The following is a 23,946-nucleotide window of genomic DNA, read 5'->3' as shown; positions in this document are numbered from 1 at the left end:
GATCAGTCCTCGTTGGGCAGGAACAGAACCTTCGAGGAGAAGATCGAGCGCTCACCGAGTTGGTGCATCGTCTGCGGCAGTGCCGACAAAGGCAGCTCGTGCGTGATCATGAACTCCCACTCGAGTTGGCCGGTCGACATCATCTTCGCCGATGTGCGCCACTCGTCGCCGGGGAAGGGCGCGGAGAACGAGTTCCACGAACCGTGCAGGGTGGCCTCCAGGCGCATGAACTGGTTGAACGTCTCCTTGCCCAGCGGCACGGGAGCATGCGGGATACCGATGAACACCGCATGGCCGTGCGGGCCGGTCAGGTTGGCGGCCATGTCGGCAGTCGCCGGCACACCGGCCGATTCCAGCACGATGTCGAACCCGCGACCGCCGAGTGCGCGGGCCTCCTCGACGCCCTGCACGGCGTGGTCGGCGCCCGCCTGCCTGGCCATCGCCGCCTTCTCCTCGCTGAGATCCACGGCCACCACCTCGGTGGCCCCGTGCAGGCGTGCCCACTGGACCCCGAAGAGTCCGATCGGTCCGGCGCCGATGACCAGCACCCGGTGTCCGGCACGCAGGCCGGTCTTCCACAGTCCGTGTAGGGCAATGGCGGCCGGGTCGAGCATGGCGGCGGCCCGTGGATCGATGCCGGCAGGCAACTTGAGCAGGTTGCCCACCGGTGACACCGCGTACTGTGCGTAGGCGCCGTCGCAGCGGCTGCCGAAATAGTCGTAGTTCTCGCACAACCCGAATGCGCCCTTCAAGCAGAAATCGCATTCCCGGCACGGGATCAGCGGCGGTACCGAGACCAGTTCGCCGAGTTCGAACCCGGTGACACCTTCGCCGAGTTCGACCACCCAGCCGGAGAATTCGTGTCCGCAGATGATGGGCATGATGTAGCCGCCGTTGCGCAGCATCCGGGGGATGTCGGAACCGCAGACACCGCACGCGGCGATCTTCAGCAGCACCTGCCCGGCGCCGGGCCGCGGAGTGGCGACCTCCTCGACCCTGATATCGCCGGGAGCGTGCATGACGGCGGCCGTCATCGTCTGCGGGATGTTCTGCTGCGGCGACAGATCGCGCGTCGGTGCTTCGGTTGTCATGATTTCTCTCTCTTGGTAATTCGCGGTTTCAAGGCGTGCTGATGTCAGGCCGGCGGCTGCGGGGCCGCAGCGAAGGTGGTGTCGCCGACCAGCGATGCGGCATTGGCCTTGTCCACCAGACCCGTTCCGGCATCGATGAATTCATCGACCGTCTCGCCGCGGGCCACCTTGACGGCCGTCTGGACGGCGAGCGCGCCTTCGGCGTTCGGGTCGTTGAGTGCGGTGGCGGTGTAGGAATTGCCGTCGGCGATCGCGCGGACGGCCTCCATCAGGCCGTCGACGCCGAACACCAGGACGTCGGGGCGGTTGTTCTCGGCCAGCACCTGCAGTGCGCCCAGGGCCATATCGTCGTTATGCGCGTAGACGGCCTTCAGATCGGGATGGGCCTGCAGCAGATCCTGCATCGCGGTCACGGCGTTGGAGCGGATGTAGTCGCTGTACGGGCCGGCGACCACGTCGATGTTGGGCTGTTTGGCGACGGCCGTCGCGAAGCCGTCGTGACGGTCGCGGGCGACGGCACCCCCGGCGTCACCCTGGATCTCGATGATCTTGCCGCCCGCGGGGCCCAGCGCGGCCACCGCGGCGTCGCCGACGATTTCGCCCATCGCCTTGTTGTCGCGCCCCACGAAGGCCGCCGCGCCGGATTCCACCGGACGGTCCACGGTGACCACCTTGATCCCGGCGGCATCGGCGGCCGCCAGCGACGGCGCGATGCCCTTCGGGTCGACCGGATTGATGACCAGCACGTTGATGCCCCGGGTGATGAGATCCTGAACGTCGTTGTTCTGCTTGGTCACATCGCCGTTGGCGTCGGCGAAGTAGAACTCGTTGCCGTCGGCCTCGGCGGTCTGCCGGGCGGCGTCGGAGAGCGCCACATAGAAGGGGCTCTGTTGGGTGGCCTGGCTGAAACCGATGACCACGGCGCCGTCGGTCGGGGCGGTGTTGTTGGCGGAACCGTTCTCGCCGGGCATCGAGCACCCGACGGTGCTGATCGCCAGTGCGGTCGAGATCACGACTCCGGTGACGACCTTTGCGAACCTCATTGCTACTCCTTACGTGCGCTTCGGCGTCGAAGCGGGTGACGCCCATCACCGTAAGAAGCCGCGTGACGGAGCGTCAACGGATGAGCAGATCTTTGCTCATATGAGCAAGGGGGGCGTCCGAGGCTCCGCTACCGCAAGGCCGGGCCCGGGTCGGCGCCGCGCCGCGCGGTGACTGTCCACAGCGAATCCCGGTCACGGACCTCGACCGCGTTCAGCCCGGCCGTGCGGCACATGTCGGCGAACTGCTCGGCTTGCCGAACCGTCCAGCCGTGGCCGGCGAGCCCGCGGGCGTTCGGCGGTGACTTTCGCTCCACGGCCAGCAGTCGGCCCCCGGCCGCCAGGACGCGGTGCACTTCGGCGAGCCCGGCGCTCACGTCACGCCAGTGATGCACGGTGGCCAGCGCCCACACCGCCGTGGCGGATCCATCGGGTAACGGGAGGGACTCGGCGCCACCGTCGGCCCAGGTGATGTCCGCGCCGCGGCGGGTAGCGGCCCGAGCGATCCGCAGCATGACCGGCGCCGGGTCGACGCCGGTGACCCGGGCGCCACAGCGGGCCGCGGCCCGCGCCGCATTGCCCGGGCCGCACCCGATGTCGACCAGGTGGTCGCCGATGCCGGGGCGGATGACCTCGACGGCCAGTTCGGCGTGCCGGCGGCCGACGAGCAGGAAGGCGATGCCGCACAGCGCACCGGTGATACCGCTGAAGCCGGGATGGTCAGCGTGGTGGTTCACCATGTCCATGGATCCCTGCCCATGGCTTCACGGTAGACCTCAGCGCACCTGCGTCCGGCCCCGTTCCATCACCGACGCCCGGCTCTCGGCAATGTCGTCCCCGGATGTGTCGGCCATCCAGGCCCGCGCCGATTCCGCCTCGATCCACAGCCCGGCCTGGGTCTGTTCGGCGTCGATGCGGTGGTAGGAGTCCAGCAGGGCACCGACGGCCTTCTGGTTGTTGCCGACGATCGAGGCCGCGATCCGGCGGGCGGCCGGCAGCAGTTCGTCGTGCGGGACGACCTCCGTGACCAGTCCGGCGCGAAGAGCGTCGGCGGCCGACAGGTAGTCACCGGTGAGGCTCATCCGCCGGGCCATCCCGACCCCGACCTTCTGGGGCAGCCGCACCGACAACCCCCAGGTCGGCAGCAACCCGACCCGGGCGTGGGTGTCGGCGAACCGGGCCTGCTCGGAGGCGATCAGCACATCGCAGTACAGGGCGATTTCCAGACCGCCGGTCACCGCGGCCCCGTTGATCGCGCCGATCACCGGCTTGCGCATGGCCGGCCACTTCGGCGAGATGTCGGGCAGGTCGGTGGTGTCGCCGAGTTCCTTGAGATCGAGCCCCGCGCAGAACACCGGGTCGGCGCCGGTCAGGATCACCACGTCCACGTCCGCGTCGGCCTCGGCGGCGCGCAGGGCGGCGAACAGCTCGGTGCGCAACTGCGCGGACAGCGCGTTGCGGGCCTGCGGACGGTTCAGCGTCAGGGTACGAACCCGGTCGGTGGTCTCGACGTTCAGCACGGATGTCATTCGCACACCGTATCCGCCATCGCGATCAGGCCTATCGTGGGTCTCATGTGCCGGAACATCACCGAATTGCGGGGTCTGGAACCCGCGGCCACCCCGGAGGAGATCGAGGCCGCCGCGCGTCAGTACATCCGCAAGATCAGCGGCGTCACCCGCCCCACCGCCGCCAATGTGGACGCCTTCGAGGCCGCCGTCGCCGAGGTCACCGAGACCACCCGGCGGCTGCTGGCTCAGCTGCCGCCGCGTCGGCAACCACCGAAGACGGTGCCCCCACTGCGTCGCCCCGAGGTCCGGGCCCGGCTCGGCCTGTGAGCGCACCGGCGCTCAAGGAGTGGAGTGCGGCGGTCGGGGCCCTGCTCGACGGCCGCCAGACGGTGCTGCTGCGCAAGGGCGGTATCCACGAGAAGCGCTTCGCCATCGAGCCGGCGGCAGGGCGAGCTCCCTTCCTGTTGTTCCCGACGGTCGCGCACAGCCACGCCGAGCGGCTGCGTCCCGAACACCGGGACCTGCTCGAGCACGCCGCCGACAGCACCGAGGACGCGGTTGTGCTGCGCGCGGCGGCGGCCGTGATCGACGCGATCGAGGTCGATCGCCCCGAACACATCGACGCGCTCGCCGATCTGCATATCTGGACCGCGGAATCGGTGCGCGCGGACCGGCTGGACTTCCGCCCCAAGCACCGGTTGACCGTGCTGGTGGTGCAGGCCCGGCCACTGATGCAACCGCAGCGGCTGCCGCGCCGGCCCGAGTACGCCGGGTGCAACAGCTGGGTGCAGCTCGCGGTGTCCGAAACCCGTTGCGGCGCTCCGGTGTACAGTGCCGACGACCTCGCCGAGGTGGCCCGGCGGGTCCGCGACTCAGTGGGCTGACGGCGGACCGTCGGCGGCGGGCAGGATCAGTCGGGAACCGTCGTCATGGGTGACGGTGTGGGTGGCGGTGCGCAGCGTCTGCCCGGAGAGCGCGGGCTCGCCGGTGCCGAGATTGCGGGCGTAGCGCGGGTGCGAGCCGCCGGCCACCAGCACCCGGATCCGGGACCCTGCCGCGAACCGGTGGGCGACCGCGTCGAGTTCGATGCGGACCGGGCCGGAGCCGGCGACGTCGTGCGGGTACCGGCGGTAGCCGTCGGTGACGTTGACCGAACGGCCGCGCGTGTCGACCTCGCTGATCCGGACGAACAGGTCGTGGTGCGGATTGTCGGCGCGATGGGTCAGCTCGAGCACCGGCGTGCCGACGGTATAGATGTCGGCGGGCAGCGGTTCACCGGTGAAGGCCAGCACATCGGCGCGGCGGGCCAGCGCCGAATCCTCGCGGTACCCACCCTTGCTGGACAGGAGCCGGCCGCCGATGGTCGGGGTGGGGTGCGCCGGGTCGTAGGTGAAGCGGGAGACGGCCGCGTCCCCGGGCGTGTCGCCGAGCCGGCCGCCGGCCTGCAGGTACAGATTCCGGTGCTCGCCGGTCGGCGGCCAATCGGGCAGTTCCACCCAGCCGTCGTTGTGGATGTGCACGCGCACCGGGTTGCGCCGGGTGTCGCGCTCATCTGCCAGATGGGTGCCCAACCAGTCCAGCGTCTCCCGGATCACGGTCGGGCCGCCCTTGGTCATCATCTGGGTGTGTGTCCAGGACCCGACGGTCAGCGCGGTCGGGACACCGCGGGCGCGCAGATGCCGGTACTGGTCCAGGGTCTGATCCAGGAAGAGGTCCTGCCAGCCGGTCAGCAGCAGCACCGGGACCTCGACGCGGTCGAGTGCCTCGGCGGCCCCGAGGCGGCGCCAGTGTTCGGGGTCGTCCTGCGGAGGACGCAGCCAGGATTCGTACCACCGCGCCCCGTCGCCGAGCAGGGCCCGCCCGCCCTCGCCGAGCGGGAGATCCAGCGCCGCCGCCTGCACCCGCCGCCCCGCCCTGGCCTGACGCACCACCGCCTGCGCCAAGCCGGGATCTTCCTGGTGGGAGACCATATCGCTCCAGCCCAGGAAGTCGTTGAGCGAGAACGCCCCGGTGCCCCACGTGGATTGGGCGAAGTCGTGCGGCCCGACGGTGATCACCGCGGCCGCCAGCTCCGGCGGCGGATCGGTGAGCAGCGCCCACTGGGTGAACCCCAGATAGGACAGCCCGATGGTGGCGAAGGTACCGGTGAACCACGGCTGCTCGCGCAGCCACACCACCGTGTCGGCGCCGTCCTCGACCTCGTTGACCATCGGGGTGAATTCACCCCCGGAGCCGAAAGTGCCGCGCACACTCTGGAACACGACGTGGTAGCCGCGCGTGGCATAGATGCTGCCGAACAGCACGGTGAACGGGAACCGCCGGCCGTACGGGGCGCGGACCAGGATGGTGCCCGCCGGGTGGGCGGTGCGTGGCTGGTAGTGGTCGGCGAGCAGCTCGACGCCGTCGCGCATCGGAATCCGCACCCGCCGGTGCACGACGTGGTCGTTGGTCGGTGCGGGCAGCCGCAGCGCCCGGCTCAGCGCGTGCCGGGCGAGATGCGAGGTTCGTGGGCTCACCCGGCCCACCCTAGAACTTGTAGTACGGCACCAGCTCGTGCGCGCGCTGCAAATTGATCTGCAGGCAGTCCGGGCGGTCCGGCGAGTGGATCGGGGAGTAGAACAGCGACTGCTGCAGCACCCCGTAACTCGTCTTGAAGGCGATCATGCAGGTGACCCACCAGCGGTCGTTCCAGTCGGTGGGCTTCATGATCCAGAACTGCGCGGCGCGGTGGCCGGCGATGTCGAGTTCGACAGCATCGGCCGGCAGGGTGGCCTCATAGGTGCGCCACACGAAGGCCTCGACCGCCATCTGGTAGTTGCCGGCGTCGTACTTGCAGCGCAAACTGTCCTCCGCGGTCGGCGGCGTGAACGCCAGCCCGATGCGCTGCACCACGTCGAGCGGGATCTCCTCGCACGGCACGAAGGGGCGCGGGTCGGTGGTCTCGATGACCGGCCACTTGATCGTGGTCGACACGTTGGTCATCGGCAGGTCGCTGGCCCGGACCTGGGTCGGAGTCCCGGTCGGATTGCTCTGCCACACCACGATCACCGCGGCGACGAGCGCACACAGCGCCGACAGCAGCCGCAGTTTGGCAGCCATCACACCCCCATCACATATCGACGAACTCTTTCCAGCCTTGCCGGGAGTGTACAAGCCGTAAACAGGAACAGGTTCTAGTTGCTCGGATCAACGCGGCGCCCCCGCGCAAGTAGGCTGATCTGTTGTGTCCCTGCCGCCAAGAGATCAACGACGGCCGGTGCTGTGGGCGATCAGCGACCTGCACACCGGTCATACCGGCAACAAGCCGGTCACCGAATCGCTGTACCCGTCGAGTCCCGACGACTGGTTGATCGTCGCCGGGGACGTCGGCGAGCGCACCGATGAGATCCGTTGGGCACTGGATTTGCTGCGGAAACGCTTCGCCAAGGTGATCTGGGTGCCCGGCAACCACGAGTTGTGGACGACCAACAAGGACCCGATGCAGATCTTCGGGCGGTCGCGTTACGACTACCTGGTCGACATGTGCGATCAGATGGGCGTCGTGACACCCGAGCATCCCTTCCCGGTGTGGAACGAGGAGGGCGGCCCGGCCACCATCGTGCCGATGTTCCTGCTCTACGACTATTCGTTTCTGCCGGCCGGAACTGCGACGAAGGCCGAGGGGCTGGCCCTGGCCAAGGAGCGCAACATCGTCGGCACCGACGAGTACCTGCTCTCGGCCGAGCCGTACGCAACCCGCGACGCCTGGTGCCGGGACCGGGTGGCGCAGACCCGCAAGCGCCTCGAGGACCTGGACTGGATGACGCCGACGGTGCTGGTCAACCATTTCCCGCTGGTGCGCGAGCCCTGCGACGCGATGTTCTACCCGGAGTTCGCGCTCTGGTGCGGCACGACGGCCACCGCGGACTGGCACACCCGCTACAACGCCGTCTGCTCGGTGTACGGGCACCTGCACATTCCGCGCACCACCTGGTATGACGGTGTGCGGTTCGAGGAGGTGTCGGTCGGTTATCCGCGAGAATGGCGGCGCCGCAAGCCGTATCGATGGCTGCGCCAGATCCTGCCCGACCCCAAGTACGCGCCGGGTTATCTGAACGATTTCGGTGGTCACTTCGAGATCACCGAGGAGATGCGGGAGAACGCACAGAAGATGCAGAGCCGGATCCAAGCGCGGCGGCGATGAGCGCTTGCGCGAAGAGCAGAAGGCGGCGTGTGTGATGCCGCTGTTGCCCTCGGTTGTTCCCGACCCGGTGGTCTCCGCCGAACTCTACGACGATCCGCCCGGGTTGGCCCCGCTCCCGGAGGAGGAGCCGCTGGTGGCAAGGTCGGTGGCCAAGCGCCGCAACGAGTTCGTCACCGTCCGCCATTGCGCCCGGATCGCACTCGGCGGGATCGGGGTGGCGCCGGTACCGATCCTCAAGGGCGACAAGGGCGAACCGTGCTGGCCCGACGGCGTGGTCGGCAGCCTCACGCACTGCGAGGGGTTCCGGGGCGCCGTCGTCGGGCGCCGGGGCGAGATCCGGTCGTTGGGCATCGACGCCGAACCGCACGACGTACTGCCCAAGGGTGTGTTGGAGGCGATCAGCCTGCCCGTCGAGCGCGCCGAGCTCGCTGAGTTATCCGAGCTGCCGGGCTCCCTGCACTGGGATCGGATCCTGTTCTGCGCCAAGGAAGCAACGTACAAGGCCTGGTTCCCGCTGACGCACCGTTGGCTCGGTTTCGAGGATGCGCACATCACCTTCACCCTCGACGAATCCGGTAGTGCGGGGACTTTTCGGTCCCGCATCTTGATCGACCCCGCCGCCGAACACGGCCCCCCGCTGACCGCGCTGGACGGTCGCTGGTCGGTGGCCGGCGGCATCGCCCTGACGGCGATCACGCTGTGAGCGGGGTACCCAGGGCCGCGGTCGAGCCCGGTCTGGTCATCGTCGACAAACCGGCCGGCATGACCAGCCATGACGTGGTCGGAAAGTGCCGGCGGCTGTTCGGCACCCGCAAGGTCGGCCACGCCGGCACCCTGGATCCGATGGCCACCGGAGTGCTGGTGATCGGCATCGAACGTGCCACCAAGATCCTCGGGCTCATCACCGGGACCGACAAGTCGTACGCCGCCACCATCCGGCTCGGGCAGACCACCACCACCGAGGACGCCGAAGGTGAGGTGCTGCAGACAGTTCCGGCCGAGCACGTGACCGACGACCAGATCGAACAGGCGGTCGCCGGACTGCGCGGGGACATCGAGCAGGTGCCCTCGGCGGTCAGCGCGATCAAGGTGGCCGGGGAGCGGTCCTACAAGCTGGCCCGCGAGGGCCGGGCGGTGGAACTGGCGGCCCGGCCCGTGCGCATCGCCCGGTTCGAGGTGCTGGCGGTGCGCAGGTCGGACGGGTTCACCGATGTCGACGTCGAGGTCGACTGTTCGTCGGGCACCTACATCCGGGCACTGGCCCGGGACGTCGGCGCGACGCTCGGGGTGGGCGGGCATCTGACCGCGCTGCGGCGCACCGCGGTGGGGCGGTACGGGCTGGACGAGGCCCGCACCCTCGACGATCTCCGGGACGCAGCCCGGCTGTCCTACAGCCTGGACGAGGCCTGCCTGCTGGGGTTCGGTCGCCGGGACCTGAGCGAGTCCGAGGTGGTGGATGCCGGTCACGGGCGGGCGCTGAAACCCGCGGGCATCGCCGGTGTGTACGCCGCCACCGGCCCGGACGGCCGGGTGATCGCCCTCTTGGAGGACGGCCCGTCGCGCACCAGATCGGTGGTCGTCATCCGTCCCGCGACATTGTCGTGAGGTCGGCGTGGTGCGGTCTACGCAAAACCGGACGCATGTCCTATATGCCCGCGGGTCATGCGAGCTAACCCCCTTTATCAGGTAAACGTCAGATACGTGGGGTTTTTATTAGCGAAATCCCAGGTTTTCGGCGAACTTTTGCCGATCCGGGGTCGTTGTAACAGGCATGAGCGAACACGCACCGGTCTGCGACCATCCGCTGTTCAACTACCAGCCCGCGTGGGCCAGTAGCCGGGCGGCGGCCGTCGGGCACGTGACCCGGCACGCCAACCTGCCGCTGTCCCCGGCCGCGCTGTGGTCGGTGCTGGCCGACCCGCGCACCTGGAGCGACTGGCTGACGGTGCACCGGCGCTGGACGGCCGAACCGCGGGCACAGTTCGTCCCGGGCGCCCGGATGACCGCCGAGACGGTGATGCTCGGCGTCACCAACACCGTCGAGTGGACCGTCGAGTCGGCGATCGGCCCCGGCACGCTGGTGCTCATCGGAACCGGCGAGTCCGGCATGCGCACCCGGCTCACCTTCTGGATCGGACCGACCGAAGAGGGCTCCCGGCTGACCGTGACCTGTGAGGTCGCCGGGGACCGTCTCAACGAGGTCATCATCGGCGCCATCGAACAGGACGGCGCCGAGCAGCTCGACCGCAGCATCGCGTTGCTGGAGGAGTTCGCCGCCACCGCACCCGAGAAGCCCGCCCGCGCCGAACTGCGCCTGGTGCATTCGGCGCCGCAGCCCGCCAAGCGGGCACCCCGCTGGAGTGGCGACGCGCACGCGCACCTGAAGATGGTGCGCTAGACCACCCAGATCGCTTCCGCGGCAGGGCTTCCCAAATCCACCGTGGTGACCGAACCGTCGTCGCCGGTCTCGGCCGGGCCCTGCACGGCAACCGAGATCATGCCGGCGAAATCCCGCCGGGCCACCACGCGCAGGTGCGAGTCCAATGCGATTCCCACGCTGTCGAAATAGCGCAGCATCTCCGGATCGGCATCGGAGATGCGGGCCACCGTGCCGTCCTCACCGTCGGCACACACCGACAACTGCCGGGCCGGGGGTGTGGGCACCCGGCCGTCGGGGGCCGGGATCGGGTCGCCGTGCGGATCACGGGTCGGGAAACCGAGTTTCGCGTCGATCCGGTCCAGCATCCGGTCCGATACCGCGTGCTCCAGGATCTCGGCCTCGTCGTGCACCTCGTCCCACCCGTAGCCGAGTTCGCGCACCAGGAACGTCTCCATCAGCCGGTGCCGGCGCACCATCGCCAGCGCGGCCTGCCGGCCCGCCTCGGTGAGCGTCACCGCCCCGTACTTGGCGTGGTCGACCAGGCCCTGATCGGCCAGCTTGCGGATGGACTCCGAGGCGGTGCTCGCCGACACCCCGATGCGTTCGGCCAGGAGTTTGGTGCTCACCTTGTCCGGCGACCATTCCTGGGCCGTCCAGATCACCTTCAGATAGTCCTGTGCAACCGTCGTCAAGTCCTGCGGGTTGCTGTTGGAATCCACGACTACCGAGTTTAGGCAATCGTTGCCTGATCCGGGTATCCAAGGCAGACGGCCGCGAGTCCGCGCCGTACGCTTGCCGATGTGCAACGGTGGCGGGGCCGGGAGGACATCCCCACAGACTGGGGTCGGTGTGTTCTGACGATCGGCGTGTTCGACGGTGTTCACCGTGGGCACGCCGAGTTGATCAGTCATGCGGTGAAGTCGGGTCGTTCGCGCGGTGTTCCCACCGTGCTGATGACGTTCGACCCGCACCCCATGGAAGTGGTGTTCCCGGGTAATCACCCGGCGCAGCTGACGACCCTGACCCGGCGCGCGGAACTCGTCGAGGAGACCGGCATCGACGTGTTCCTGGTGATGCCGTTCACCGCCGACTTCATGAAACTCACCCCGGAGCGCTACATCCACGAACTGCTGGTGGAGAGCCTGCACGTGGTCGAGGTGGTGGTGGGGGAGAACTTCACCTTCGGGAAGAAGGCCGCCGGCAACGTGGATCTGCTGCGCAAGGCCGGTGAACGATTCGGATTCGCAGTGGAGGGCATGTCTCTGGTCACCGAGCACCACCGGGACGAGACGGTCACCTTCTCGTCCACCTACATCCGGTCCTGCGTGGACGCCGGCGACGTGGTGACGGCGGCCGAGGCGCTGGGGCGCCCGCACCGGGTCGAGGGCGTGGTGGTGCGCGGTGACGGCCGCGGCAAGGGGCTGGGGTTCCCGACCGCCAACGTGGCCCCGCCGATGCATTCGGCGATCCCGGCCGACGGGGTCTATGCGGCTTGGTTCACCGTGCTCGGACACGGCCCGGTGGTCGGCACCGTCAGCCCCGGTGAGCGCTACCTGGCGGCCGTCTCGGTGGGCACCAATCCGACGTTCTCCGGCCGCACCCGCACCGTCGAGGCGTTCGTGCTGGACGCCGAGGCCGACCTGTACGGCCAGCACGTGGCCGTGGACTTCGTGGCGCGGATCCGCGGCCAGGAGAGGTTCGACTCGGTCGACGATCTGGTGGTGGCGATGCACCGTGACACCGAGAAGGCCCGCACGATTCTGTCCTCGTAGGGCAGCGCTGCTACACTTCCCGGCGACCCAGCGCGTGCTGCAGTTCGCGGCGGCCGCGCCGAAAGTTTTCCTTCGCGGACCTATTTGATGGAGTTGTTTCGTGGCGCTCACTGCCGAACAGAAAAAAGAAATCCTCGGCCAGTACGGCCTGCATGACACCGACACCGGTTCGCCGGAAGCTCAGGTGGCCCTGCTGACCAAGCGGATCGTCGATCTGACCGAACACCTCAAGCAGCACAAGCACGATCACCACTCGCGGCGGGGGCTGCTGCTGCTGGTCGGTCGCCGGCGCCGGTTGCTCAAGTACGTCGCCCAGGTTGACGTCGAGCGCTACCGGTCGCTGATCGAGCGCCTCGGTCTGCGCCGCTGACCCACCGATCCGCGGCGGTCATCGTCGCGATCGTTCTCACGGGGGGACTCACCGGTTGTTCGTCGGCCGCTGCCGCCGCCTTTCAGGTCGGAGATTGCCTGAAGGTGGTCGGCACGCCGGACCGGCCGGACGCGGTCAAGGCGGTCTGCGGCAGCCCTGACTCGACGTTCAAGGTCGTCGCAACCGTCGCCGACAGCGAGGACTGCCCGTCCGACGTGGACTCCTACTACGCCACGCACAATGCCTTCAGCGACACCAGCACCACGGTGTGCATGGATGTCGACTGGGTGTTGGGGCAGTGCATGAGCGTCGACCCCGACAACGGCCGGGACCCGGTGCGGGTGGACTGCGGCGATGTCGCGCAGCCCAACCGGCAGCGGGCCACCCAGATCCTGCGGGGCATCGCCGACGCCGACCGGTGTCGCAGTGGAACGGGCTACCCCTACGACGAACGCGGGTTCACCGTGTGCGTCGACGGCGTCGCTTGAGGGTCGCCTACCTGCTCCGGTGTAACATGAAGACGTTTTGGGCCACATGAACGATCGGCCGAAACACGGGTGCGGTTCGCGCAGTACCGCGCGCACCGTTCCCGCGCGTCACGGCAGTACCCGCCTGATCGGGCGGTCTTCGGTAGTGGCTGCCGGGGGTTTACCCCGGCCGCTTCGATCGACGGCCGTAGCCGAATTCAGGGAATCGCTGACGCGTGACGACGCAAAACAGCTGAATACCCAGAAAGGCTGCTATGTCTGCAGTTGAAACCGACGAGGGCGTGTTCGAATCGACCGCCGTCATCGACAACGGGAGCTTCGGCACCCGCACCATCCGTTTCGAAACCGGCCGGCTGGCCCAGCAGGCCGCGGGTTCGGTCGTCGCCTACCTCGATGACGAGACCATGCTGCTGAGCGCCACCACCGCCAGCAAGAGCCCGAAGGACCACTTCGACTTCTTCCCGCTCACCATCGACGTCGAGGAGCGGATGTACGCCGCGGGCCGCATCCCGGGCTCGTTCTTCCGCCGTGAGGGCCGTCCCTCCACCGACGCGATCCTGACCTGCCGCCTGATCGACCGCCCGCTGCGCCCGACCTTCGTGTCCGGACTGCGCAACGAGATCCAGGTCGTGGTCACCGTGCTGAGCCTGGATCCGAAAGATCTCTACGACGTGCTGGCCATCAACGCCGCGTCGGCCTCCACCCAGATCTCCGGCCTGCCGTTCTCCGGCCCGGTCGGCGGCGTCCGCGTCGCCCTGATCAACGGCCAGTGGGTCGCGTTCCCCACCGTCGAGCAGCTCGAAGACGCCGTGTTCGACATGGTGGTCGCGGGTCGTAAGGCCGGCGACGATGTCGCGATCATGATGGTCGAGGCCGAGGCCACCGAGAAGGTCATCGAACTCGTCGCCGGTGGCGCGGGCGCCCCCACCGAGACCGTGGTGGCCGAGGGCCTGGAGGCGGCCAAGCCGTTCATCGCCGCGCTGTGCACCGCGCAGGAGGAACTGCACGCCGCCGCCGGTAAGGCGACCGTGGAGTACCCGCTGTTCCCGGACTACCAGGACGACGTGTACACCCAGGTGGCCGCGGTGGCCACCGACGCGCTGTCGCAGGCGCTGACCATCGCAGGCAAGGCCGAGCGTGACGACCGCACCGACGAGATCAAGGGCGAGGTGCTCGAGCGTCTGGCCGGGCAGTTCGAGGGCCGCGAGAAGGAGATCGGCGCCGCCTACCGGTCGCTGACCAAAAAGCTTGTGCGCCAGCGCATCCTGACCGATCACTTCCGCATCGACGGCCGTGGCGTCACCGACATCCGGGCGCTGTCGGCCGAGGTTGCGGTCATCCCGCGGGCGCACGGCAGCGCGCTGTTCGAGCGTGGCGAGACCCAGATCATGGGCGTCACCACCCTGGACATGGTCAAGATGGCCCAGCAGATCGACTCGCTCGGGCCCGAGACCTCCAAGCGCTACATGCACCACTACAACTTCCCGCCGTTCTCCACCGGTGAGACCGGCCGGGTCGGTTCGCCCAAGCGCCGCGAGATCGGCCACGGGGCGCTCGCCGAGCGTGCCCTGGTGCCGGTGCTGCCCAGCGTCGAGGAGTTCCCGTACGCCATCCGCCAGGTGTCGGAAGCGTTGGGCTCCAACGGTTCCACCTCGATGGGTTCGGTGTGCGCCTCCACCCTGTCGCTGCTGAACGCCGGTGTGCCGCTCAAGGCCCCGGTCGCCGGCATCGCCATGGGTCTGGTCTCCGACGTGGTCGACGGCGAAACCCGTTACGTCACCCTCACCGACATCCTCGGCGCCGAGGATGCCTTCGGCGACATGGACTTCAAGTGCGCGGGCACCAAGGATTTCGTCACCGCCCTGCAGTTGGACACCAAGCTCGACGGCATCCCGTCCAAGGTGCTGGCCGGTGCTCTGGCCCAGGCCAAGGACGCCCGGATCACCATCCTCGAGGTGATGGCCGAGGCCATCGACGCGCCGGATGAGATGAGCCCGTACGCCCCGCGGATCACCACCATCAAGGTGCCGGTCGACAAGATCGGCGAGGTGATCGGGCCCAAGGGCAAGATGATCAACTCGATCACCGAGGAGACCGGCGCGTCGATCTCCATCGAGGACGACGGCACCGTGTTCGTCGGCGCCAGCAATGGTGAGGCCGCCCAGGCCGCGATCGACAAGATCAATGCGATCGCCAACCCGCAGCTGCCCAAGGTCGGCGAGCGGTTCCTCGGAACGGTGGTCAAGACCACCGACTTCGGTGCCTTCGTGTCGCTGCTCCCGGGCCGCGACGGCCTGGTGCACATCTCGAAGTTGGGTCGCGGCAAGCGGATCAACAAGGTCGAGGATGTGGCCAAGGTCGGCGACAAGTTGCGCGTCGAGATCGCCGACATCGACAACCGCGGCAAGATCTCGCTGGTCCTCGTCGAAGAAGAGGCCGCCACCGAGGCACCTGCGGAAGGCACTGCACCGGCCGATGCCGCGCCCGCCAGCCAGTAAACCCGCTTTGCGCCGCGGATCCCGCGGCGAAGACACCTCCGAGGCAGTGCGGGTGACCGCACTGCCCGGAGGGTTGCGGGTGGTGACCGAGTTCATCCCCGCCGTGCATTCGGCATCGGTCGGTGTCTGGGTGGGTGTGGGATCCCGCGACGAGGGAACCTCGGTCGCCGGCGCCGCACACTTCCTGGAACACCTGCTGTTCAAGTCGACCCCGACCCGCAGCGCCTTCGACATCGCCCAGGCCGTCGACGCGGTGGGTGGGGAGCTGAACGCCTTCACCGCCCGCGAACACACCTGCTACTACGCCCATGTGCTGGATTCCGACCTGGAGATGGCCGTGGATCTGGTCGCCGATGTGGTGCTGAACGGGCGCTGCGCGGCCGACGACGTCGAGGTCGAGCGGGACGTGGTGCTCGAAGAGATCGCGATGCGCGACGACGATCCCGAGGACACCCTCGGTGACGTGTTCCTGTCCGCGATGTTCGGTTCGCATCCGGTCGGTCGGCCGGTCATCGGCTCGGTGGAGTCGATCTCGGAGATGACCCGCACCCAACTGCACTCATTCCACGTCCGGCGCTACACCCCGGAGCGGATGGTCCTCGCGGTGGCGGGCAATGTGGATCACAAGCAGGTCGTGGCCCTGGCCCGGGAATACTTCGGTCCCCATCTGGTGCGCGGTCGCAAGGCGCTGCCGCACCGCAAGGGCAGCGGCCGGGTGGCGGGCAAGCCCGGCCTGGAGTTGATCAACCGGGACTCCGAGCAGAGCCACCTGTTGGCCGGGGTCCGCACCCCGGGTCGCTACTGGGAGCATCGCTGGGCGTTGTCGGTGCTCAACTCCGCGCTCGGCGGCGGCTTGAGTTCGCGGCTGTTCCAACAGATCCGGGAAACCCGCGGCCTGGCCTACTCGGTGTACTCCAGCGTGGACACCTTCTCCGATGCCGGTGCGTTCTCGGTGTATGCGGCCTGCCTGCCCGAGCGATTCGATGAAGTGGTCCGGGTGGCGACCGACGTGCTGGCCGACGTGGCGCGCGACGGCATCACCGAATCCGAATGCCGGATCGCCAAGGGCTCGCTGCGCGGCGGGCTGGTACTCGGCCTGGAGGATTCCGGGTCACGGATGCACCGGATCGGGCGCAGTGAGCTCAACTACGGGGCGCACAAGACCATTGCGCAAACCCTGAAGCAGATCGACGCGGTGACCTTGGAGGAGGTCAACAGCGTGGCCAAACGTCTGCTGACCAAGCCGATGGGCGCCGCGGTGCTGGGGCCGCACAAGTCGAAAAGGTCATTGCCGCACAGGCTTCGGACGCTGACGGGCTGAGTCGGTACAGTCGGGGTCATGCTCCTGTCTCGACGAAGAGTTCTGTTCGGCGGCCTGACACTGGCGGCAGCGGGGGCGGTGATCAGCTGTGCGGACGAGTCCGCGCTGGCCTCTCCGGCGCTGACCTTCGAAGAGCAGGTCCGTGAACTCGAAGCGCGGTACAACGCTTTCATCGGCCTGTACGCGGTGAATCTGCAGTCCGGCGCCACCGTGGAGAACCGGGCCGACGAGGCCTTCGCCCTGTGTTCGACCTTCAAGACCTACGCCGCCGCCGCGGTGTTGCGGCGCGTCGCGTCGGGTGACTTGTCGCTGGAACAGCGGCTTTTCGTCGATCCCGCGGCGCTGCTGCCCAACTCGCCGGTGACCGGGGAGCATGCCGGTCGTGAGATGACGCTGGCCGAGCTGTCCCAGGCGGCGCTGCAGCGCAGCGACAACCTGGCCGCCAATCTGCTGCTGGAGACACTCGGCGGGCCGTCGGCCATCACCGCGTTCGCGCGCAGCATCGGTGACGACCGCACCCGACTGGACCGCTGGGAGATCGAGTTGAACTCGGCGATCCCGGGGGACCCGCGCGACACCAGCACCCCGCGAGCCTTGGCCACCGGCTACCGCAACCTGTTGGCGGGCGAGGCTTTACCGGCGGCCCAGCGGGAACTGCTCGACGACTGGATGCGGGCGAATCAGACCTCGAGTATGCGGGCCGGTCTGCCCGCGGGTTGGACCACCGCCGACAAGACCGGCAGCGGGGACTATGCGACCACCAACGATTCCGGCATCGCCTACGGGCCCGACGGCGCCCGGCTGCTGCTGACCATCATGACCAGAACGCAGTCGGCCGATTCGGATGCCGAGGGCCTGCGTCCACTGATCGGGGAGATAGCCGCGCTGGCGGTGCCGCAGCTGCACGGCCGGCGATGAGTTTTCGTCGGCCGCGGCGTCTTACTTGAGGACGACGGACTACCTGACGACGATGCCGACGAAAGGAACATGATGAGCGAGTACCAGGCCCCGGTGGGAGCGCCGATCTGGTTCGACCTGATGAGCAGCGATCCCGCCAGGGCCGCCGAGTTCTATCAGGCGATCTTCGGTTGGGAACTGGAGGGACCCGCGCACCCGGAGTTCGGTGGCTACCAGAACTTCACCCGCGACGGGAAACGCGTGGCCGGGCTGATGCCGCAGATGGGCGATACCGGCGGGCCGTCCAACATCTGGTCGGTGTACCTGCACACCGATGATTCCGCGGCAACCGTCAAGGCCATCGATGCGGCCGGCGGTTCGGTGATAGTGCCGCCGATGCCGGTCGGAGACCTGGGTTCGATGATGGTGGCCACCGACAGCGCGGGGGCGGTCATCGGATTCTGGCAGCCCGGTACCCATGTCGGTTTCACCGCGTGGGGTGAGCACGGTGCGCCGTACTGGTTCGAGTGCCAGAGCAAGGACTACGAGAAATCGCTGGCGTTCTACCCGGAGGTCGTCGGGGCCCGGGTGGAGGAGATCGGGACCGGCGGGGATCCGGCGGCAGTCGGCCCGGACCGGTATGCCCAGGTGTTCATCGGGGAGAGCGCGTACTCGGGAATCATGGACTCCTCGAAGCTGTTTCCCGTCGAGGTGCCCTCGTTCTGGCAGATCTACATCATGGTCGACGATGTCGCGGCGACCGTCGAGTTGGCCGGCTCGTTGGGTGCCCAGATCCTGATGCCCGGTGAGGACACCCCGTACGGCACGCTCGCGGCGATCAAGGATCCGCTCGGTGCCCTGATCTGCCTGGGTCACCCGCCCGCGGGAGAGTCAGGCCAATAGCGACGCCGGATCGGTGAACGGCAGATCCAGGTCGGCGGCCACCTGCTCGGACAACAGGGCGCCCTCATGGGTGGACAGGCCCTTCGCCAGAGCGCTGTCCAGCCGGCACGCCTGCCGCCAGCCCTGCTCGGCGAGCTTGAGCACGTAGGGCATGGTGGCGTTGGTCAGCGCGAAGGTGGAGGTGCGCGGCACCGCACCCGGCATGTTCGCGACACAGTAGAAGACGGTGTCGTGCACGGCGTAGGTCGGATCGTCGTGCGTGGTCGGCCGGGAGTCCTCGAAACAGCCGCCCTGATCGATGGCGATGTCGACCAGGACTGCGCCCGGTTTCATGTGTGCGACAAGCGCATTGGTAACCAGCTTGGGTGCCTTGGCGCCGGGAACCAGCACCGCGCCGATCACCAGGTCGGCCAACTTGGCGGCCTCTTCCAGGTCCAGCATGGACGAGTAGCGGGTCTCGATGCCGCCGCCGAACTCGCCGTCGATCTTGCGCAACGTGTTGATGTTGACGTCGAACACGGTGACGTGGGCGCCCATGCCCTTGGCGACCCGGGCGGCGTTGTAGCCGGCCACGCCGCCGCCGATGACGACGACCTCGGCCGGCGCCACACCCGGGACGCCACCCATCAGCACACCGCGGCCGCCGTGCGCCTTCATCAGGTGGTAGGCACCGACCTGCGCGGACAGTCGGCCGGCGACCTCGCTCATCGGGGCGAGAAGGGGGAGCGCCCCGTCTGCGGTCTGCACGGTCTCGTAGGCGATCGAAGTGGTTCCCGAGGCCAGCAGCGCATCGGTGCACGGCTTGGACGCGGCCAGGTGCAGGTAGGTGAACAGGGTCTGGCCCGCGCGCATCAGCGGGTACTCGGATTCGATGGGTTCCTTCACCTTGAGCAGCAGGTCGGCCTCGGCCCACACCTGTTCGGCGGTCGCGACGATCTCCGCACCGGCAGCCTTGAAGTCGTTGTCCGCGATGGCCGAACCGTCGCCGGCGCCGGCCTGGATGATGACGTCATGCCCGCGGCGGGTGAGTTCGGCAACGCCGGCCGGGGTGATGGCGACGCGGAATTCGTTGTTCTTGATCTCGGTCGGGATGCCGACGAGCATGGTTGCTCCTTGATGTTCGTTTAGGTTCCTCAAGTGTGAAGAAGCTTCGGTTATCTGACAATATTTATGTCGATATTTCGTTAGGATCTGGATGTGAACGAACAATCACCGACCGTGAAGCCCCGTGGCGTCGCTGCGCCGAAGGATGTTCGGCCATCGGACCTCGATGACATCGATCGGCGGATGCTGCTCGCACTGCACGCGGATGCCCGCATCTCCAACAGCGCCCTGGCGGAGGTAGTCGGCATCGCGCCGTCGACGTGCCACGGCCGGCTCCGGCGGCTCCAGGAACTCGGGGTGATTCGCGGTTTCTACACCGATATCGATCCGGCCGCGGTCGGACTGACCTTGCAGGCGATGATCTCGGTGAGCCTGAACTCGAATGCGCGCGGCCGGATCCGCGACTTCATCCAGCAGATCCGCCGGCGGCCGCAGGTGATGGACGTGTACTTCCTGGCCGGCGGGGACGACTTCATCCTGCACGTCGCGGCGCGGGACACCGAGGACCTGCGAGCCTTCGTGGTGGAGAACCTCAATGCCGACGCCGATGTGGCCGGCACCCAGACCTCGCTGATCTTCGAGCATCTGCGCGGAGCGTCCCCGTTGTGAGCACCGAGGATGATCTGGAGACCCTGTACGGCGTGGCGCCGGAGGAGTTCACCGCGCTGCGCAAGGAGTTGGTGGCCGCGGCCAAGAAACGTGGTGAGGACGAGACGGCCCGAACCATCGCGGCGGCGCGCCGCCCGACGACGGCGGCCTGGGTGCTCAACCGGCTGGTGCGGGCCGACACCGCCGTGCGCCCACGGCTCGGCGAGCTCACCGCGGACCTGCGGGCGGCACATGCCGCGATGGACGGACCGCGTATCCGCGAGCTGACCCGCGCCCAGCGCACCCTGATCGCAGAGCTGGTGCGGGGCGCGTTCGAGGCGGCCGAATTGCCCGACCCGTCCGCGGCGCTGCGCGAGGACGTCACCGGCACCCTGCAGGCGGCGATCGCCGACCCCGAGGTGGCCGGCCGTCTCGGGCGGTTGGAGAAGGCCGAACAGTTCTCCGGTTTCGGCGACTTCGGCGAGGTGACCGGGACGGCTCCGCCGCGCGCGTCATCGGCTGAGCCGAAGCCCCGCGCCCAGAAGACCGCCTCCCGGCCGAAGGCGTCGGGCAAGGAACTGCGGGCGGCCCGCGCCCGGCGGGATGCGGCGGCCAAGGCGGACGCGGCGGCGCGCCGGGCCGCCGAGACGGCGACTGCGGAGGCTGAGGAGCTACGGACACGGGCTGCGACCGCGCTGCGGCGTTACCAGAAGATCCTGGACACCCTCAGCGCCGCTGAAGGCGAGATGAACACCGCATCAGAAGAACTCGACGCTGCCGAGCGTGCCGCGGCGAAGGCCGCAGCGGCCGCGGCCCGGGCGGCCGCCGACCTCGAGCAGGCCGAGCGCGCTCTGGGTGATCTCGACGGCGGTTAAACCGCGCGCAGCACCAGTCCGTTGCCGTCGGCCCGGGTCAGGGTCAACCGGTCGGCGTCGATGGAGGTCTGCACCGGGCCGTCGAGCACCCGCAGTACGGCCTTCTCGATTTCGTCGAGGTCGGCTTCACAGGCTCGCCGTGTCGTCGCCAAAGGGCCGAAGTTCACGACGGTGGCCTGCCCGGCGGTCTCGGAAACCTCTGCGGGGCCGTTGAACTGATTGCAGCCGGTGAAACCGGTTGCGGAGCCGTCGGCGGCCCGCGTAAGCGTCGGGCGGCTGCGCTCCAGCGCGGCCGAGGTGGTCGCGGCGTCGCCTGAGACCAGGGTGTCCACCTGCCAGGTGGTGCCGATCAGTGGCCGATCCGGGTTGACGACCTTCTTGTCGCGCAGTGTCACGGTGGTGGTGTCGGTGCTCAAGGTGAGGTCATCCCCGGTGAGTGTCCAGGCCGGTCCGGCCGCCAAGAACCGTGACAGCCAACCGTCGGCCTGGTCCCGCGGTGGTGGGCAGCCCATCATCGTCATCGCGAGCTCACCCGCACTCAGCCGGCCGTCGGTCAGATCCACCGCGGCCGATCCGCGGTTACACCCGGCGAACGCCGAGATCTGCCCGTCGGCGAAACCCAGTGTCATCGGCCCGCCGCCCGGGATCGGTTCGCCAGTGACATTCACCGAGACGAATTCGCGGCCTTCGGGAGTGGGGTCCTGCGCGCCGGTGGTGCCCGCACAGCCGACGGCGACGAGCCCGGTGAGGGTGAGCAGGAGCAGGAGCAGGCGCACGCACCCAAGGTACGCCGCAGTAGGCTGCCAGCCATGCGAGTTGCAGTTCTGGGTGCCAAGGGCAAGGTCGGTGCGACGATGGTCGACGCCGTGCGGAACGCCGCCGATCTGGAGCTGTCGGCGCAGGTCGACGCGGGCGATCCGCTGACCGTGCTGACCGACGGCGGCACCGAGGTGGTCATCGACTTCACCCATCCCGATGTGGTGATGGACAACCTGAAGTTCCTGATCGACAACGGCATTCACGCCGTTGTCGGGACCACCGGGTTCACCGACGAACGCATCGCACAGGTACAAAAGTGGCTGGCCGCCAAACCCGAGTCGGCGGTGCTGATCGCCCCCAACTTCGCCATCGGGGCCGTGCTGAGCATGCACTTCGCCAAACAGGCCGCCCGGCACTTCGAGTCGGTCGAGGTGATCGAACTGCATCACCCGCACAAGGCCGACGCGCCGTCGGGCACCGCCACCCGCACCGCCAAGCTGATCGCCGAAGCGCGAAAAGACCTGCCGCCCAACCCCGACGCCACCAGCACCGGGCTCGAGGGTGCCCGGGGTGCCGACGTGGACGGGATCCCGGTGCATTCGATCCGACTGGCCGGCCTCGTGGCGCACCAGGAAGTGCTGTTCGGCACGCTGGGCGAGACGCTGACCATCCGGCACGACAGCCTGGACCGCACCTCTTTCGTCCCGGGGGTGCTGCTCGGCGTGCGCAAGGTGGCCCAGCGGCCCGGTCTGACCATCGGGATTGAGCCTCTGCTCGACCTGTCATGAACGAGGGCAGGCGCACGCTGCGTATCCAGCTGCTGATCGGTTTCATGTGCGTCGCGCTGCTGGTCTACTTCGTGATGCTCGGCCGGACGGCGGTGGCCTTCATCGCCTCCGGCGAGCCCGCCGCGATCGGGCTGGGGGTGGCGCTGCTCGCGCTGCCGATCGTCGGGCTGTGGGCGATGCTGGCCACCCTGCGGGCCGGGTTGGCCCACCAACGGTTGGTCCGGCTGGCCCGCGAGGCGGGGATGGACCTCGACGTCGGCGACCTGCCGCGCCGGGCCTCCGGTCGGATCGAGCGCGACGCGGCCGATGCGCTGTTCGAGCGGACCCGCGACGAGCTGGAGGCCGACCGGGACAACTGGGTGCGCTGGTACCGGCTGGCGCGGGCCTACGACTACGCGGGTGACCGCAGCCGGGCCCGCGAGACCATGCGCACCGCCGTCGAGATGGAACGCGCGGGACGCACATGAAGCTGCTGCTGATCCACCACACGCCGTCCCCGCACTGCCAGGAGATGTTCGAGGCGGTGCTGGCCGGGGCGACCGATCCCGCGATCGAGGGCGTGGACGTGGTGCGCCGCGCCGCGCTGACCGTCTCTCCGGCCGACTTCCTCGACGCCGACGGCTACCTGCTCGGTACCCCGGCCAACCTCGGCTACATCTCCGGGGCACTCAAGCATGCCTTCGACGGGGCCTACTACCAGATCCTGGACTCGACGCGGGGCCGACCGTTCGGCCTGTACCTGCACGGCAACGAGGGCACCGAGGGGGCCGAGCGGGCGGTGGAGGGCATCACCACCGGACTCGGGTGGGTGAAAGCCGCTGACACCGTGGTGGTATCGGGTAAACCTGGCAAGGACGATCTTGAAGCGTGCTGGAATCTCGGCGCGACGGTAGCTGCACAACTGATGGAATGAGGTAGGCGATGCCCGGATTGGCAGAATTCGCGCTCGCGGGCGCACCGATCGCCGGCGGGGCGCTGCTGGGGCTGGCGGCGGGCAATTTCAAGGGGCCCGACGTCCGCGGATCGATCAAGGCGGACATGGAACTGCTGGCCGCCCTGCCGCCCGAGCAGGTGGAACGCCGCGCCGCGCTGCAACGGTCCATCGACATACGCATCGACGACATCGTCGCCGTCGTCGAGAAGAACCGGGAGATCCGCCAGCTCGCGGCCTCCTACAGCGGCAACTGGCGCGACATCGTGGTGTTCATCTGCGCGGTGCTGTTCACCGTCGTGTGGTGGAACGTCAGCCACGACCGCACCAACTGGCTGGTCGTGTTCATCGTGCTCATCGCGCTGTCGATCGTCGTCGGCATCTACGCGGCCCGCGGCATCTTCCGCGCTCTGGCCTCCTTCCGGCACGCGCGGCACCGCAAGTAGG

General features: G+C 68.5%; 28 protein-coding genes. 19 read left to right on the top strand and 9 right to left on the bottom strand.

Translation table 11 applies throughout. The features are described from left to right. Nucleotides 1–2: 2 nt before the first annotated feature. From V4U86_RS16685 to V4U86_RS16670, 4 genes are all read right to left on the bottom strand, one after another. Complete coding sequence (locus V4U86_RS16685; protein WP_395307070.1) at nt 3–1,091, bottom strand: galactitol-1-phosphate 5-dehydrogenase; 1,089 nt, start codon at nt 1,089–1,091, stop codon at nt 3–5. Nucleotides 1,092–1,135: 44 nt separating this feature from the next. Continuing rightward, complete coding sequence (locus tag V4U86_RS16680) at nt 1,136–2,134, bottom strand: substrate-binding domain-containing protein (RefSeq protein WP_395307069.1); 999 nt, start codon at nt 2,132–2,134, stop codon at nt 1,136–1,138. Nucleotides 2,135–2,262: 128 nt separating this feature from the next. Then, nucleotides 2,263–2,877: a class I SAM-dependent methyltransferase gene (locus tag V4U86_RS16675; protein ID WP_395307068.1), complete on the bottom strand. Its 615-nt coding sequence runs from the start codon at nt 2,875–2,877 to the stop codon at nt 2,263–2,265. A gap of 30 nt (nt 2,878–2,907) precedes the next feature. After that, entirely contained in the window at nt 2,908–3,660 is a 753-nt protein-coding gene (locus tag V4U86_RS16670) for an enoyl-CoA hydratase (protein WP_395307067.1), read from the bottom strand. A gap of 45 nt (nt 3,661–3,705) precedes the next feature. On the opposite strand from V4U86_RS16670, the gene V4U86_RS16665 reads away from it, so the two are divergent. Both V4U86_RS16665 and V4U86_RS16660 read left to right on the top strand, forming a co-directional pair. Next, nucleotides 3,706–3,969, top strand: coding sequence for a DUF2277 domain-containing protein (locus V4U86_RS16665; RefSeq protein ID WP_395307066.1), 264 nt, complete (start codon nt 3,706–3,708; stop codon nt 3,967–3,969). After that, nucleotides 3,966–4,526, top strand: coding sequence for a DUF1802 family protein (locus V4U86_RS16660; RefSeq protein ID WP_395307065.1), 561 nt, complete (start codon nt 3,966–3,968; stop codon nt 4,524–4,526). Before V4U86_RS16665 ends, V4U86_RS16660 begins: the two co-directional genes overlap by 4 nt. Here V4U86_RS16660 and V4U86_RS16655 read toward each other — a convergent pair. Further along, a complete protein-coding gene (locus tag V4U86_RS16655) occupies nt 4,515–6,158 on the bottom strand; it encodes a CocE/NonD family hydrolase (RefSeq protein WP_395307064.1) in 1,644 nt (547 codons plus the stop codon). The two genes, V4U86_RS16660 and V4U86_RS16655, sit on opposite strands and share 12 nt — an antisense overlap. 10 nt (nt 6,159–6,168) lie before the next feature. After that, nucleotides 6,169–6,741: a DUF3558 domain-containing protein gene (locus V4U86_RS16650; RefSeq protein ID WP_395307063.1), complete on the bottom strand. Its 573-nt coding sequence runs from the start codon at nt 6,739–6,741 to the stop codon at nt 6,169–6,171. A gap of 124 nt (nt 6,742–6,865) precedes the next feature. Between V4U86_RS16650 and V4U86_RS16645 the strand changes: the two genes are divergently transcribed. The 4 genes from V4U86_RS16645 (at nt 6,866) to V4U86_RS16630 (ending at nt 10,223) form a co-directional block, all read left to right on the top strand. Then, a complete protein-coding gene (locus V4U86_RS16645; RefSeq protein WP_395307062.1) occupies nt 6,866–7,825 on the top strand; it encodes a metallophosphoesterase family protein in 960 nt (319 codons plus the stop codon). A gap of 34 nt (nt 7,826–7,859) precedes the next feature. Then, the gene (locus V4U86_RS16640; protein WP_395312083.1) at nt 7,860–8,528 is read left to right on the top strand and encodes a 4'-phosphopantetheinyl transferase PptT; all 669 of its coding nucleotides are present in this window, start codon (nt 7,860–7,862) and stop codon (nt 8,526–8,528) included. A 59-nt stretch (nt 8,529–8,587) separates the two neighbouring features. Then, the gene (gene truB / locus V4U86_RS16635) at nt 8,588–9,430 is read left to right on the top strand and encodes a tRNA pseudouridine(55) synthase TruB (RefSeq protein ID WP_395312082.1); all 843 of its coding nucleotides are present in this window, start codon (nt 8,588–8,590) and stop codon (nt 9,428–9,430) included. 166 nt (nt 9,431–9,596) lie between these two features. Then, the gene (locus V4U86_RS16630) at nt 9,597–10,223 is read left to right on the top strand and encodes a type II toxin-antitoxin system Rv0910 family toxin (RefSeq protein ID WP_395307061.1); all 627 of its coding nucleotides are present in this window, start codon (nt 9,597–9,599) and stop codon (nt 10,221–10,223) included. Here the strand turns inward: V4U86_RS16630 and mntR are convergent. Next, on the bottom strand, nt 10,220–10,924 hold the full coding sequence (mntR, locus tag V4U86_RS16625) for a manganese-binding transcriptional regulator MntR (protein WP_395307060.1): 705 nt from the start codon (nt 10,922–10,924) through the stop codon (nt 10,220–10,222). The two genes, V4U86_RS16630 and mntR, sit on opposite strands and share 4 nt — an antisense overlap. Nucleotides 10,925–11,005: 81 nt before the next feature. Between mntR and V4U86_RS16620 the strand changes: the two genes are divergently transcribed. The 7 genes from V4U86_RS16620 to V4U86_RS16590 all read left to right on the top strand — a co-directional run bounded on the left by V4U86_RS16620 (nt 11,006) and on the right by V4U86_RS16590 (nt 18,454). Then, the gene (locus V4U86_RS16620) at nt 11,006–11,977 is read left to right on the top strand and encodes a bifunctional riboflavin kinase/FAD synthetase (RefSeq protein WP_395307059.1); all 972 of its coding nucleotides are present in this window, start codon (nt 11,006–11,008) and stop codon (nt 11,975–11,977) included. A 100-nt stretch (nt 11,978–12,077) separates the two neighbouring features. Then, nucleotides 12,078–12,347 carry a 30S ribosomal protein S15 gene (gene rpsO, locus V4U86_RS16615; protein WP_011779575.1) on the top strand — a complete coding sequence of 90 codons (270 nt, stop codon included), beginning with the start codon at nt 12,078–12,080 and terminating at the stop codon, nt 12,345–12,347. Further along, nucleotides 12,344–12,835 carry an LppU family putative lipoprotein gene (gene lppU / locus V4U86_RS16610; RefSeq protein ID WP_395312081.1) on the top strand — a complete coding sequence of 164 codons (492 nt, stop codon included), beginning with the start codon at nt 12,344–12,346 and terminating at the stop codon, nt 12,833–12,835. The genes rpsO and lppU overlap by 4 nt, the downstream gene beginning before the upstream one ends. 254 nt (nt 12,836–13,089) lie before the next feature. After that, nucleotides 13,090–15,333 carry a polyribonucleotide nucleotidyltransferase gene (locus tag V4U86_RS16605; protein WP_395307058.1) on the top strand — a complete coding sequence of 748 codons (2,244 nt, stop codon included), beginning with the start codon at nt 13,090–13,092 and terminating at the stop codon, nt 15,331–15,333. Beyond that, nucleotides 15,311–16,654, top strand: coding sequence for a M16 family metallopeptidase (locus tag V4U86_RS16600; protein WP_395307057.1), 1,344 nt, complete (start codon nt 15,311–15,313; stop codon nt 16,652–16,654). The genes V4U86_RS16605 and V4U86_RS16600 overlap by 23 nt, the downstream gene beginning before the upstream one ends. Before the next feature lie 18 nt (nt 16,655–16,672). After that, entirely contained in the window at nt 16,673–17,572 is a 900-nt protein-coding gene (bla, locus tag V4U86_RS16595; RefSeq protein ID WP_395307056.1) for a class A beta-lactamase, read from the top strand. A gap of 72 nt (nt 17,573–17,644) precedes the next feature. Next, nucleotides 17,645–18,454 (top strand): VOC family protein, encoded by an 810-nt coding sequence (locus V4U86_RS16590; RefSeq protein WP_395307055.1) that lies wholly within the window; start codon nt 17,645–17,647, stop codon nt 18,452–18,454. Here V4U86_RS16590 and ald read toward each other — a convergent pair. Continuing rightward, nucleotides 18,443–19,558, bottom strand: a complete 1,116-nt coding sequence (ald, locus tag V4U86_RS16585) for an alanine dehydrogenase (protein ID WP_395307054.1) — start codon at nt 19,556–19,558, stop codon at nt 18,443–18,445. The genes V4U86_RS16590 and ald overlap by 12 nt on opposite strands. A gap of 93 nt (nt 19,559–19,651) precedes the next feature. Between ald and V4U86_RS16580 the strand changes: the two genes are divergently transcribed. Both V4U86_RS16580 and V4U86_RS16575 read left to right on the top strand, forming a co-directional pair. Then, entirely contained in the window at nt 19,652–20,167 is a 516-nt protein-coding gene (locus V4U86_RS16580) for an Lrp/AsnC family transcriptional regulator (RefSeq protein WP_395307053.1), read from the top strand. After that, nucleotides 20,164–21,021, top strand: a complete 858-nt coding sequence (locus V4U86_RS16575; protein ID WP_395307052.1) for a hypothetical protein — start codon at nt 20,164–20,166, stop codon at nt 21,019–21,021. The genes V4U86_RS16580 and V4U86_RS16575 overlap by 4 nt, the downstream gene beginning before the upstream one ends. On the opposite strand, the gene V4U86_RS16570 is transcribed toward V4U86_RS16575, so the two are convergent. Beyond that, on the bottom strand, nt 21,018–21,797 hold the full coding sequence (locus tag V4U86_RS16570) for an META domain-containing protein (protein ID WP_395307051.1): 780 nt from the start codon (nt 21,795–21,797) through the stop codon (nt 21,018–21,020). The two genes, V4U86_RS16575 and V4U86_RS16570, sit on opposite strands and share 4 nt — an antisense overlap. A gap of 33 nt (nt 21,798–21,830) precedes the next feature. On the opposite strand from V4U86_RS16570, the gene dapB reads away from it, so the two are divergent. Genes dapB through V4U86_RS16550 form a run of 4 tightly spaced genes read left to right on the top strand, consistent with a single transcriptional unit; the run spans nt 21,831 to nt 23,945 of the window. Further along, a complete protein-coding gene (dapB, locus tag V4U86_RS16565; protein ID WP_395307050.1) occupies nt 21,831–22,568 on the top strand; it encodes a 4-hydroxy-tetrahydrodipicolinate reductase in 738 nt (245 codons plus the stop codon). Next, nucleotides 22,565–23,035: a hypothetical protein gene (locus V4U86_RS16560; RefSeq protein WP_395307049.1), complete on the top strand. Its 471-nt coding sequence runs from the start codon at nt 22,565–22,567 to the stop codon at nt 23,033–23,035. The genes dapB and V4U86_RS16560 overlap by 4 nt, the downstream gene beginning before the upstream one ends. Beyond that, a complete protein-coding gene (locus tag V4U86_RS16555; RefSeq protein WP_395307048.1) occupies nt 23,032–23,481 on the top strand; it encodes a flavodoxin family protein in 450 nt (149 codons plus the stop codon). The genes V4U86_RS16560 and V4U86_RS16555 overlap by 4 nt, the downstream gene beginning before the upstream one ends. An 8-nt stretch (nt 23,482–23,489) precedes the next feature. Beyond that, nucleotides 23,490–23,945 carry a hypothetical protein gene (locus V4U86_RS16550; RefSeq protein WP_395307047.1) on the top strand — a complete coding sequence of 152 codons (456 nt, stop codon included), beginning with the start codon at nt 23,490–23,492 and terminating at the stop codon, nt 23,943–23,945. Nucleotide 23,946 lies beyond the last annotated feature (1 nt).

The organism is Mycobacterium sp. AMU20-3851 (assembly GCF_043974665.1).
In the GTDB taxonomy this organism is placed as follows: domain Bacteria; phylum Actinomycetota; class Actinomycetes; order Mycobacteriales; family Mycobacteriaceae; genus Mycobacterium.
The sequence above is the reverse complement of the archived record's forward strand: the minus strand, read 5'-3'. Positions and strand labels throughout refer to the sequence as shown.